Here is a 12456-nt window from a genome sequence, read left to right as displayed (position 1 = left end):
GCCGCGGCCCTTGGTAAGGCTTGCACCTAACGCGATCTTGGTGGGAACAGGACTGATATCGAGTGCCTGCTGATCGGTGTTGCACACAATAAAATCAACACCTTTAATGCCCTGGCGGAACATGTGGTTTACGGCATTACTTCCGCCTCCTCCTACGCCGATCACTTTAATGATCGAGTTCTGGTTTGTTGGTAAATCGAATGTCATCATATGGTTTAAAGTATTTAGAGGTAGTTAATCGATGTTTTTATTTTGTTGCAGCCAAAGTTCCTTATAAATAAAGGCTTGCCGACAAAGGGGTTTATTAACTTTTGAACGAGGGGGTGTTAATTACGTCTGCCTGCGCTAACACTTCGACTTTGCTCAATGTGACTTCGGCAGATAAGCGGCGACCTTGCTGCTTGACCGAGAATAATATATGATATTGCAAGCCTGAAGGGCTTGAATGTAATCGGGGTTATAAAAAACATAATCCGACAACCCTGAAAGGGTTGAATGTGGATTCTACCAATATATTCAACCCTTTCAGGGTTGTACAATTATTTCAGTTTGTAACCTTCGGTTTCACCGAAGGTTATTTATATTCAAGCCCTTTGGGCTTATCTGAATAATATTGATTTTTCCTTCCGAAAGCTAAAGGAAGCCCCCAGGGGATTGCGTTTGGACAGAGTGGTGTTTGTTTTTGTATATTTAGTTGTTGATATACGTTATAGATATAACAGCAATGCGCTGAATGGAAATATCACGGAATGCTGATATAACATTGTAGGCACTAGTACAAGGAAGAAATGAATAGATATTATTCAAATATAAGTTGGTTTTCGATTCTCCTTTTCGCTTCGGGACTGGCTTTACTTGTGACGACATGTTGTTGCAAATATTCAGACCTATTTAAAGACATTACAATTAGTCTCTTTTCAGCAATTCTACTTTTGTGGTTATCAGAAATTCGAGACCTTGTTCGAGACAACTCAAAATATGGTTTATATGCTGGAACTTATAAAAGGACTGAAATATATGACGTAGACCACAAAGCAACCATAGACAGCAAATACATTTCGCTTATCGACCAGTATAAAAACGTAGACCCGAAAATTCAACTCAGATATTTGGGCGATAGAAAATATAAAATTGAAGCAACATATAAAGAAGGAAAAGTGACGGCTATAATTTATCTTGACTCAACAAACTCTGGAGAAGGAAATGGCAATTATCAATACAGCACAAAGCTGACAACTGACATTGGAAACTATAGAGTTCTTGCGGACACACAAGCATCAAACAAACTAATTGTTTATTATAAAAACATCATACCAAGCGGCCTTGCAGAAGGGTATGAGGTTTGGCAGCGACTATAGCGCCAGTGCCTAATATATAAGGATTAAAACCTATGGGTCAGCGACTCAATTAAAAATTAAGTATAACTACAGAGCTCATGAATATTCAGCATGATCTATACATCATGTCCAGCCTAGGCAAACATTAAAGCAGCATGGTTTTTATGCTTGCTCTATTTCCGACCTTAAAACGGTATATAATTATAGCAGCCGGTTTGCCTCAACCTTTTTCAAATGTCAAAAAGCAGCATTTTTTGATATTTAAACAAAATACTGTCAACATCATATCCAGTTTTTATATAAAATCTGGACACGTTGTTAAAATGTGTCCGCTTAAGCAAACATTAAAACAACACACTTTTTAATGTTTGCTCCATTTTTGACCTTAAAACGTGGGGCAACAAGATAACTTTGAACAAGTGGGCCATATAGATAAGGATAGCTTACACTTGTATAAACTCTGATAATTCAGTAAATTTGAAGCATGAAAGCCGAGTCTTACAATATACCTCTTACGTTTACCCAAATACTGGAGTTGGTAAAGCAGCTGCCTAAAAGCAAAAAAATAAAACTCACAAAAGAGTTGGAAAAAGATGCCATTGGGAGCAAGTTATCTGCTTTACTTCGTATTTTCAAAACGAATGACCTGTCCATTGACGCCATTAATGATGAAGTTGAAACGGTAAGACAGCAACTTTATGACAAGTCAAAAAAGCATTAAAGTAATTTTTGACACCAATATTTGGATCAGCTTCTTAATCGGCAAAAGGCTCCAATCCATAAAGGATCAAATTACTACCCGTGAAATAAATATTGTTTTATGCGACCATTTACTAACTGAAATAAAAGTTGTAACACAACGTACAAAACTTCGAAAATATTTTCCTTCCGAAAGCGTTAGTGAACTGATTGAATTTCTTGAAGCGATCGGTGAAACATATCAAATAAAACTCAGACACAAATTAAGCCGTGACGCGAAAGATAATTTTCTTCTTGACCTTATTGAAAAATCAAAAGCCGATTATTTGATTACAGGTGATAAAGACCTTCTTGAACTCAATCCCTTTATGTCGGCTAAAATTCTATCTCCCGCTGAATTTGAAAGAGAGGTATTGTAATCTGACCGGCATCCAACAATTTAATAAAAAAATCCCGGCCTGAAAACCAAACCGGGATTAATATCCGGAAGACCGGACTATTATTTACTTCTCGACATCATCACTAAAAAACCTGCTTATCCGTTCCATAAATCCGCCTTTAGCTTTTGCAGGATCAGAGTGTGTGATAATTGCTTCTGTTTGTGCCTGAACAGGCTCTGCTGTTGCTTCGGCAAAAATATCATTCGTTTTATTCGCGGCAACAGGGTTGCTTTCCTTCTCAACACGCTGTAATTCTTTCATCACCAAGCCAACACTGGTTGCATACATAGGGCTCGTAATATCTTCAGCTCCGCCTGCCAAATGCTCATTGGGATAACCAATACGTGTATCCATTCCGGTAATATATTCAACCGATTGGGTAATATGTTTCAGCTGCGCGCCGCCTCCTGTTATTACAATACCGGCGATGAGTTTTTTCTCAAAGCCGGAATTTTTTATTTCGTAATACACATGCTCAATGATCTCGTCCATGCGCGCCTGGATAATGTGCGACAGGTTCTTTACAGAGATCTCTTTATGCGGACGTCCGCGTAAGCCCGGTATGGAAACTATTTCATTTTCCTGGTTCTCGCTCGCAAGCGCCGATCCGAATTTTATTTTAAGAAGCTCAGCCTGGTTCTTAATGATAGAGCAGCCTTCCTTAACGTCTTCAGTGATCACATTGCCTCCAAAAGGAATAACAGCAGTATGACGGATAATTCCATCCTGGAAGATAGCCAGGTCAGTTGTACCGCCGCCAATATCCACCAATACTACACCTGCTTCTTTTTCTTCATCACTCAATACCGCATCTGCCGAAGCTAAAGGCTCCAACGTTAAGTCAGCTACCTCAAGGTCCGCCTTTTCAACACATTTGTAAATATTTTTAATGGCCGCTATCTGTCCTGTTATGATATGAAAATTAGCTTCGAGGCGAATGCCCGCCATACCGATCGGGTTTTTAATACCCTGCTCGCTGTCGATAATATATTCCTGTGGAAGTACGTGAATGATCTCTTCGCCGGGCAACATTACCAGCTTGTACATATCGTCAATTAAAGCATCCACATCCTTCTGACTTATTTCAGTATCTGCGTTCGCGCGGGTTTTAATACCACGATGCTGGTGGCTTTTAATGTGCTGACCGGCGATACCAACGTTCACCACTTTAATATTCACACCGGATTTACTTTCGGCTTCAGCAACAGCAGTCTTAATAGACTGAACCGTTTGATCGATATTGAGCACAACACCGCGCGCCACACCAACAGAGTCTGCACGTCCCATACCGAGTATTTCAATTTTACCGAACTCATTTTTACGGCCAACTATGGCGGCAATTTTGGTAGTACCTATATCTAAGCCTACTACTATTTCTGATGGTGTCATGGTGTATGGTATTTTTATTTAATTTTTTTATGATTTAAGCTATTATTCATTTCTAAAAATAAGTTGTTGTCGGTTGTTGGTTCTCAGTTCTCTAACAACTAACAACCATATTCACATCACTTCCTTCTTCGTACACACTACCTGGTTCTTAAACTTCAAATTTATGACAGAATAGTTGTTCCACCAACCGGTTGGATTAAGACCTTGTTTATAAAATATTAACAATTTACTGAACTTCTCATCCATATCGGCAATATTACCGAATATAATGCGGTGATCGCCCACTCTTGGCACCAATTCAAATTCTCCTTCATCGTTCACATAGATCTGCTCTACCTGGGCCTTCCAGAACTCATCGCCATTGATATATTCCGCTAGCTCAAACAGTTCATCCACCAATGTCGACTCCCGGAGTGCTGAATCGGCTTTAATTTCTTGTATGGTATACATATAATGAACATTATAGGGATCACGAAAGTTGCCGTTCGCCACCAACACTTTGGCAGTATACTTATCCGATAAAGGCATCAGTCGTCCTTCCGTATCTATATAATAGCTGTCGTTGTATTTGTCAATGATACGAATGAGCGGTTTACGCTGCTTAATATCTACTTTCACTTCCCCATCTATTGTGACATAAACTTCCGCTTTTGAAATGGCCGCATGACTATTGAGCGCATTTTCCAATTCCGGAACATTAAGTGTTGATACAGGCTGATTGATGATGGAATCACCACGTTCCGCGATCAGTTTTTTAATGTCTTCGGGTTGTACAAAGAAATTTTCTTCATCCTGTTCAATGGTGATGTCGAGATTTTTGCAAGGCAAACTGTCTTCTTTGCGCTCAACAAAGCCTAAAGAAACGATCAATCCTATTACAAGGATCGACCAGGCGGATATAGTTAGTATTTTTTTCATGTCCTCACCCCGGCCCTCTCCTTCGGAGAGAGGAAGGTTATTTATATTGGTTTAATAATTGGCTTTTAATTGGTTCTACAAACATATCAATATCACCGGCACCTAATGTCAACAACACTTCTAATTTGCGTTTACTCAATTCGTTCACAAGTTCTGCTTTTGACACAAGTATTTTATTTTTACTTTTCATTTTGTTCAATAACATCGTTGATGTTACTCCTTCAATAGGCAGCTCACGTGCGGGATAAATATCCAGCAATATGCACTCATCCAGCAGATCGAGGCTTTCGGCAAACCCATCGGCAAAATCACGTGTGCGGGTATACAGATGAGGCTGAAAGATGCCTGTTACTTTTTTTCCGGGATACATTTGCTTTACAGATGATATACATGCACGGAGTTCTTCCGGGTGATGAGCGTAATCATCAATATACACAACCTTATCATTCTTTACCTGGTAATCGAATCTGCGCTTAGCCCCTTCAAAAGTCTTTAGCGCTTTGCGGATAGCTTCATCAGTTATACCCATTTGATGGGCTACAGCTGTTGCGGCAATTGAATTCTCAACATTATGCATACCCGGCAAACCAAGTGTGACTTTCTCCATTTTACCTTCCGGAGTTATTATATCATATATATAATTTCCATTTTCGATCATCACATTTGTCGCGTAAAAGTCGGCAGCTTTTGTCGCTGAATAAGTAATGTAAACTCCTACGTACGTCAATTCATTTTCTATATTCCTGTTGATAATCAGTTTTCCGCCTGGCTTCAGCTGCTTCGCGAATTCCGAGTATGTCGCTTCCATCTTCTTTTTATCTCCATAAATATCCAGATGGTCGGCATCGAGAGAGGTGATTACGGCTATATAAGGATGAAGAGTGAGGAATGAACGATCGTATTCATCGGCTTCGACGACAATAGTTGTTGGTTGTTGGTTGTTAGTTGTTAGTTTAAAGTTTTTACTTAAAAGAAGGTTGGTGTTATAGTTTTTTGTGATGCCGCCAAGGAACGCAGAGCAATCAATGCCAGCGGTGCGGAGAATGTGTGCAATAAGCGATGAAGTTGTTGTTTTACCATGCGTTCCGGCCACAGCGATCGTTTGAGCTTGTTCTGTTAATTGACCCAATACTTCAGCACGCTTTTTAATGTTTAACCCTAAATCATTAAATAAAAGATACTCGCTGTGGCTTTTCGGAACAGCAGGTGTATACACAATAAGAGAGTTGTCGGTTGTCCAGTTGTTGGTTGTCAGCATTGTTTTAACAAGACTTACATTTTCTTCAAAATGAACTTTTATTCCTTCGGCAATTAATTCATTTGTTAATGCGGTCGGCGTTTTATCATACCCGCTTACATCCTTCCCCATCGCTTTAAAAAAGCGCGCAAGCGCGCTCATACCAATACCCCCTATGCCAAGGAAATAAAAATGCTGTATGTTGTTTAAGTTCATTTATTCCGTACAAGATCCAATATTTCACCCGCAATTCGTTCCGCGGCGTCAGGCAATGCCAGCTTCCTTATATTTCTTTCCAATTGTGCCCGCATTGCCCCATTGCTAATCAAAGTAATGATCTCTTTTCCCAGTTTTTCCACCGCTTCATTATCATTCACCATCAATGCCGCGTCATTCTTAACCAATGTCATCGCGTTCTTAGTCTGGTGATCTTCCGCTACATTCGGAGAAGGAACCAGTATACACGCTTTCCCTGCCACAGCTAATTCAGAAAGTGATATAGCCCCGGCCCTTGATACAACTAAATCGGCAGCCGCATAAGCCAGATCCATTTTCGAAATGAAATCAAATACCAATATCCCATCGGCCTTATACTTTTTAACAGCCTCCTGAGCTTTAGGAAAATAGGCTTTGCCTGTTTGCCAGATCAGCTGAATGTTATTTGAGGCAATTTCTGCCAAATACTTTTCAACACTTTCATTAATGGTACGGGCACCAAGACTTCCGCCGATCACCAGAATTATTTTTTTATTCGGATCCAATCCAAAAAACTGTAACGCTTCGGGGCGTTTGCCACCCAGGTCGGTTATATCATTACGAACCGGATTTCCGGTAACAACAATTTTTTCTTTTGGAAAATATTTTTCCATTCCCTCATAGGCCACACACACTTTACTCACTTTACTGCCAAGTATTTTATTGGTGATACCGGGATACGAATTTTGTTCCTGAATAATTGTCGGTATGCCGCTGTTCGCAGCTACCTGCAGCATAGGACCGCTGGCATAACCACCGGTACCGATAGCGACATCAGGCTGAAAGGCTTTCAATATTTTTTTTGCTTTACTCAAACTCGCGATCACTTTAAACGGGAACATTAAATTCGACCAGGTTAATCTTCTTTGAAAACCGCTTATACAAAGACCTTCTATCTTATATCCCGCGGCAGGAACTTTCTCCATCTCCATTTTTCCCTCCGCTCCCACAAATAAAAATTCGATTTCTTTATGGACAGATTTCAGGGCATTTGCAATGGCAATTGCCGGAAATATATGCCCGCCTGTTCCTCCTCCGCTGATTATTACTTTAAGCTTCTTCAATTTTTTTCTCCTTTTCTACCTCAGTGCTTACACTTAATACTATTCCGATAGCGATACTTGTAAACCATATGGATGTACCTCCCATACTCACCAATGGCAAGGGCTGACCGGTAACCGGAAACAAATTAACAGCTACAGCCATATTGATCATTCCCTGGAACACCAGGCTAAAACACAGACCTATGGCCAGCAAGCTGGCAAAAGTCTTATCACTTTTACCCGCTATACGTACGGCGCGAAAAAATAAAATAATATATAAAAACACAATTATAAATCCGGATATCAAGCCATATTCTTCTATGAGAATTGCATAAATAAAATCGGATGAGGCCTGCGGCAAAAAATTCCGCTGTGTACTTCCTCCAGGACCTTTACCCAATGTACCACCTGTTGCGATCGCGATCTTGGCTTGTTCAGCCTGGTAGTTTGCTTCACTATTTCCGCTCGAAAAACTTTCAATACGTGTTTTCCAGGTCGCCACACGGTTATTGATATTCGGGAACGCGAAAACTATTGCAATAAATATTGACAGGCAAACTACCCCGATCCCTATCAATGACAAAATATATCTCAAATTAACCCGTCCTATGAACATTAAAACCAGACAGGTAACAAACAGCACTGCCGCGGTTGAAAAATTCGCGGGTAATATCAGGCCGCAAATAACCAACACCGGTATAACAATCGGAATGAAGGCTGATCTGAAATCCTTTATTTGTCCCTGTTTAATTGCCAGTACCCTTGCCACATACGCAATAAGCGCGAGCTTGGCAAAATCAGATGTCTGGAAGGTTAAACTTGTTCCGGGGATCTTTAACCATCGGCTCGCTTCTCCCGCGCTCACCCCTTTAAGCAATGTGAACAGCAGTAAGGGAACTGATACATACAAGGCAATTTGCGACAACCTGGAGAAGTACGTGTATTTTACCTTATGTGTTAAGTACATCAACAATAAACCAAACCCTATAATTGTTGAATGCTTAAACAAATAATACTCCGTATCTCCTGCTTTGTATCGATAGGCCAATGCCACAATAGAGCTGTATACAACCAATATAGATACGATTGACAGCAGTAACACCACCATCCATATAACTTTATCACCCCGGATATTCGGAAAAATATTCACGTTAATTTCGAATCAAATTTACAATGAACGAACTGCCGCTTTGAACTGATGACCGCGATCCTCATAATTCTCAAACAGATCGAAACTGGCGCAGGCAGGCGATAATAAAACTGTTTCGCCTTTCGAAGCCAATTTGTATGACGCCGTCACTGCCTCTTTTGCAGAACCGGCTTCAACAATGTTCTCCACCACTCCTTTAAAAGCGTTCCTGATTTTTTTATTGTCGGCTCCAAGGCAAACAATGGCTTTCACTTTCTCTTTCACCATATCCATAAGCATTGTATAGTCGTTGCCTTTATCAATGCCGCCTAAAATAAGTACAACAGGCTGCTGCATACTTTCGAGCGCGTACCAGGTTGAGTTAACATTGGTGGCCTTTGAATCATTGATAAAGTCGATGCCATTAACCTTGGCAACGAATTCGAGCCGGTGTTCCACATTTTGAAAGTCGGATAAACTTTCGCGGATGCTCTCCTTTCTTACATCCGTTAATCTGGCAACAATTCCTGCTGCCATAGAGTTGTAAATGTTGTGCTTCCCTTGTAATGCTAGTTCCTGAATCGACATAGAGGTTTGGTTTGTTTGGTTTATATTTATTATTAATTGTGTTCCATCGAGGTACGCTCCTTCTTCCACTTTTTGTTTGATCGAGAAGGGGTACTTTTTTGCTTTGATCACTTTTTTACTCATCTCCTTCGCTGTTACTTCATCATCCATACAATAGATAAAAGCATCTGTCGCAGTTTGATTTTGCACCACACGAAATTTTGAATCCGCATAATTCTGCAATTCGTAATTGTATCTATCGAGGTGATCGGGTGTAATGTTTAGCAGCACGGCTATATCAGCCTTAAATTTGTACATGTTATCCAGCTGAAAGCTGCTGAGCTCAAGTACATAGTAATCGAAACTGTTTTCAGCAACCTGCAGCGCGAAACTCTTTCCTACATTGCCAGCCAGGCCTACATTTAAACCCGCCTTTTTAAGAATATGATAAGTAAGCATTGTAGTTGTTGTTTTCCCGTTACTGCCTGTAATACATATCATTTTCGCGTTAGTGTACCTGCCTGCAAATTCGATCTCGGAAATGATCGGAGTTCCTTTCTTCTTCAGTTTTATGATCAACTCCGCTTTATCAGGTACACCCGGACTCTTTATCACTTCAGCTGCATTCATTATCAATTCTTCCGAATGCTTCTCTTCCTCCCAGGTAATTCCATGTTTTGAAAGAACTGTTTTATACTTGTCCTTTATTTTCCCCTTATCAGACAGGAATACATCGAAGCCTTTCTGCTTCGCCAATACAGCCGCTCCTGTACCGCTTTCACCTGCCCCGAGTATGACAATACGAGGCCCCTCTCCGACTCTCCCCGAAGGGGAGAGCGTTTGATTCGACTTAGTTTGATTTATATTCTTAACTTTTTCCATTTAGTATTTTCCATCTCGTCCCCTCCCCTTCGGGGAGGCCGGGAGGGGCTTTTTTATCTTAGTTTTAATGTCACTACAGTCAATATTGCCAGCATCACACCAATGATCCAGAAGCGCGATACGATCTTGGCTTCGTGCATACCCAACTTCTGGTAATGGTGATGTAAAGGCGACATTTTAAATATCCTTCTCCCCTCTCCGTATTTTTTCTTCGTGTATTTGAAATACGCCACCTGCATCATCACAGATAGATTCTCGATGAGAAATACACCGCACATAACAGGGATAAGAAGTTCCTTACGAATGGAAATAGCGCAAACGGCAATGATGCCACCCAAAGCAAGACTGCCGGTGTCGCCCATGAACACCTGCGCAGGATAAGCATTGTACCACATAAAGCCGACACATGCACCAACAAATGCGCTCATGAATACCACAAGTTCACCGCTATTGGGGATATACATAATATCCAGGTAATCAGCGAATATGGTGTTACCGGAAACGTAGGCCAATGCCACGAGTGTTGCACCAATAATGGCGGATGAGCCCGTCGCTAACCCATCAATTCCATCGGTTATGTTCGCGCCGTTAGATACTGCAGTTACAATAAAAATCACAACAGGAATAAAAATGAGCCAGGCCCATTTTCTGTATCCTTCTCCCAGCCAACTCAATAAATTCGCGTAATCAAACTCATTGTTCTTTACAAATGGGATCGTCGTTTTCATCGACTTCTCCGTTTCCTTCGAATAAATAGGAACACTGCTCATCACCCCTTTTCCGTTGTCCTCCTCAATATCATATTTGTGCGGACTGTATATTTTTTCTTTCACAACCACATCTGAATGAAAAAAGAGTGTAATACCAACGATCAATCCTATTCCGACCTGGCCGATTATTTTAAAGCGGCCCTGCAGACCCTCTTTGTTTTTCTTAAATACTTTGATGTAGTCATCCAGGAAGCCTATCAAACCCAACCATACTGTTGAAATGAGCATAAGTATGATGTAGATATTATGGAGTTTGGCGAACAGCAATGTTGGAATAACAATAGCCGCCAGAATGATCAGACCTCCCATGGTTGGTGTACCCTGCTTTTGTGCCTGGCCCTGTAAACCAAGATCCCGGATGGTTTCACCAACTTGTTTCTTTCTCAAAAAAGCGATGAGCTGCTTACCGAACAACAGTGAGATGATCAGTGAAGTGATCACAGCCATAGCGGCACGGAATGAAATGTAACGAAACACTCCTGCTCCGGGGAGATCATATTGCCTGTGTAAGAAGTCGAATAAATAGTAAAACATTATTTCTCAAATAGTTTTAAATTCTCTTTCAAAATTTCCATGTCATCAAACGGATGCTTAACGCCTTTTATCTCCTGATACGTCTCATGCCCTTTACCGGCAAGCAGGATGATGTCACCGGGGTTCGCTATTGAACATGCCATTTTAATGGCTTCTTTACGATCAGGAATCGTCAATGCCTTTTTGTAATGCTGAGGTTCTACACCCTTTTGCATTTGCCTGATGATTTCATTGGGATCTTCAGAACGCGGATTGTCGGAAGTAAGAATAACCTTCGTACTCAATTCACAGGCGATCTGCGCCATTAACGGACGCTTCTGCGCATCACGATCACCGCCACAGCCAACAATGCTTATTACCTGTTCATTACCTGTGCGGATATCATTTACCGTTTTCAACACATTCAGCAAGGCATCTGGAGTGTGCGCGTAATCAACAATACCGACAATACCATTTCCGGTATGTACATATTCAAACCGACCCTCCACTGAGTTCAGATTACTCAGGGTGGTAAGGATATTCACTTTGTTCTCCTTTAAAAGAGTGGCTGTCGCGTATACGGCCAGGATATTATATGCATTAAATGTTCCGATAAGCTTCGTCCAGACCTCACTGCCATCCACATTCAACAGCAAACCGGAAAACTGGTTTTCCATAATTTTGCATTTGAAATCAGCGTTGCTTTTCAAAGCATATGCTTTTTTCTTTGCCCTGGTATTTTGAAGCATTATCATACCATTGGCATCATCCTTATTCACCAGGGCAAATGCATCTTCTCCGAGCTGATCAAAAAAGCCCTTTTTAGCCTTTATATATTCATCGAATGTTTTATGGTAATCAAGGTGATCATGTGTGATATTGGTGAACACACCCCCGGCAAAATTTAAACCTGCAATGCGATGCTGAACTACAGCATGCGAGCTCACTTCCATGAAACAATACTGGCAGCCGCGCTCAACCATTTGTTTTAGCAATTCATTCAGGCTGACAGCATCGGGAGTAGTATGTGTTGCGGGGATCACTTCCAGGTTAATCTGATTTTTCACTGTCGATATCAGCCCCGCCTTATAACCCAATGTTTTAAACAGGTTGAACAATAACGTCACGGTTGTAGTTTTTCCATTAGTCCCGGTTACGCCAACCAGTTTTATTCTGGACGAAGGGTTATCATAGAAATTAGAAGCGATCACACCCAACGCATAACCACTGTTATTGACGCGCGCATAGGTTATTTTCTCATCGATATTGACGGGCAG

General features: G+C 41.0%; 12 protein-coding genes. 3 read left to right on the top strand and 9 right to left on the bottom strand.

Annotated features, from left to right (window positions below; all coding sequences use genetic code 11):
• Nucleotides 1-207, bottom strand: a 207-nt coding sequence (locus HYU69_13525; GenBank protein MBI2271358.1) for a cell division protein FtsZ, incomplete at its 3' end; no start/stop codon positions are given.
• 581 nt (nt 208-788) lie between these two features.
• Here HYU69_13525 and HYU69_13520 point away from each other — a divergent pair.
• The 3 genes from HYU69_13520 to HYU69_13510 all read left to right on the top strand — a co-directional run bounded on the left by HYU69_13520 (nt 789) and on the right by HYU69_13510 (nt 2455).
• A complete protein-coding gene (locus HYU69_13520; protein MBI2271357.1) occupies nt 789-1358 on the top strand; it encodes a hypothetical protein in 570 nt (189 codons plus the stop codon).
• A 463-nt stretch (nt 1359-1821) separates the two neighbouring features.
• On the top strand, nt 1822-2058 hold the full coding sequence (locus tag HYU69_13515; GenBank protein ID MBI2271356.1) for a hypothetical protein: 237 nt from the start codon (nt 1822-1824) through the stop codon (nt 2056-2058).
• Nucleotides 2036-2455, top strand: a complete 420-nt coding sequence (locus HYU69_13510) for a putative toxin-antitoxin system toxin component, PIN family (GenBank protein MBI2271355.1) — start codon at nt 2036-2038, stop codon at nt 2453-2455. The genes HYU69_13515 and HYU69_13510 overlap by 23 nt, the downstream gene beginning before the upstream one ends.
• A gap of 84 nt (nt 2456-2539) precedes the next feature.
• On the opposite strand, the gene ftsA is transcribed toward HYU69_13510, so the two are convergent.
• From ftsA to HYU69_13470, 8 genes are all read right to left on the bottom strand, one after another.
• Nucleotides 2540-3865 carry a cell division protein FtsA gene (gene ftsA, locus HYU69_13505; GenBank protein ID MBI2271354.1) on the bottom strand — a complete coding sequence of 442 codons (1326 nt, stop codon included), beginning with the start codon at nt 3863-3865 and terminating at the stop codon, nt 2540-2542.
• 111 nt (nt 3866-3976) lie between these two features.
• The gene (locus tag HYU69_13500; GenBank protein ID MBI2271353.1) at nt 3977-4783 is read right to left on the bottom strand and encodes a hypothetical protein; all 807 of its coding nucleotides are present in this window, start codon (nt 4781-4783) and stop codon (nt 3977-3979) included.
• A gap of 37 nt (nt 4784-4820) precedes the next feature.
• Nucleotides 4821-6236, bottom strand: a complete 1416-nt coding sequence (locus HYU69_13495; protein ID MBI2271352.1) for a UDP-N-acetylmuramate--L-alanine ligase — start codon at nt 6234-6236, stop codon at nt 4821-4823.
• Complete coding sequence (murG, locus tag HYU69_13490) at nt 6233-7339, bottom strand: undecaprenyldiphospho-muramoylpentapeptide beta-N-acetylglucosaminyltransferase (protein ID MBI2271351.1); 1107 nt, start codon at nt 7337-7339, stop codon at nt 6233-6235. The genes HYU69_13495 and murG overlap by 4 nt, the downstream gene beginning before the upstream one ends.
• Nucleotides 7326-8426 carry an FtsW/RodA/SpoVE family cell cycle protein gene (locus HYU69_13485; protein MBI2271350.1) on the bottom strand — a complete coding sequence of 367 codons (1101 nt, stop codon included), beginning with the start codon at nt 8424-8426 and terminating at the stop codon, nt 7326-7328. The genes murG and HYU69_13485 overlap by 14 nt, the downstream gene beginning before the upstream one ends.
• A gap of 60 nt (nt 8427-8486) precedes the next feature.
• Nucleotides 8487-9896, bottom strand: a complete 1410-nt coding sequence (gene murD, locus HYU69_13480; GenBank protein MBI2271349.1) for a UDP-N-acetylmuramoyl-L-alanine--D-glutamate ligase — start codon at nt 9894-9896, stop codon at nt 8487-8489.
• Nucleotides 9897-9949: 53 nt separating this feature from the next.
• Nucleotides 9950-11200: a phospho-N-acetylmuramoyl-pentapeptide-transferase gene (locus HYU69_13475; GenBank protein ID MBI2271348.1), complete on the bottom strand. Its 1251-nt coding sequence runs from the start codon at nt 11198-11200 to the stop codon at nt 9950-9952.
• Nucleotides 11200-12456, bottom strand: a 1257-nt coding sequence (locus HYU69_13470) for a UDP-N-acetylmuramoyl-L-alanyl-D-glutamate--2,6-diaminopimelate ligase (protein MBI2271347.1), incomplete at its 5' end; no start/stop codon positions are given. The genes HYU69_13470 and HYU69_13475, both read right to left, overlap by 1 nt.

The organism is Bacteroidota bacterium (assembly GCA_016183775.1).
Classification (GTDB): domain Bacteria; phylum Bacteroidota; class Bacteroidia; order JABDFU01; family JABDFU01; genus JABDFU01.
This window is presented reverse-complemented; position numbering and strand designations above follow the sequence as displayed.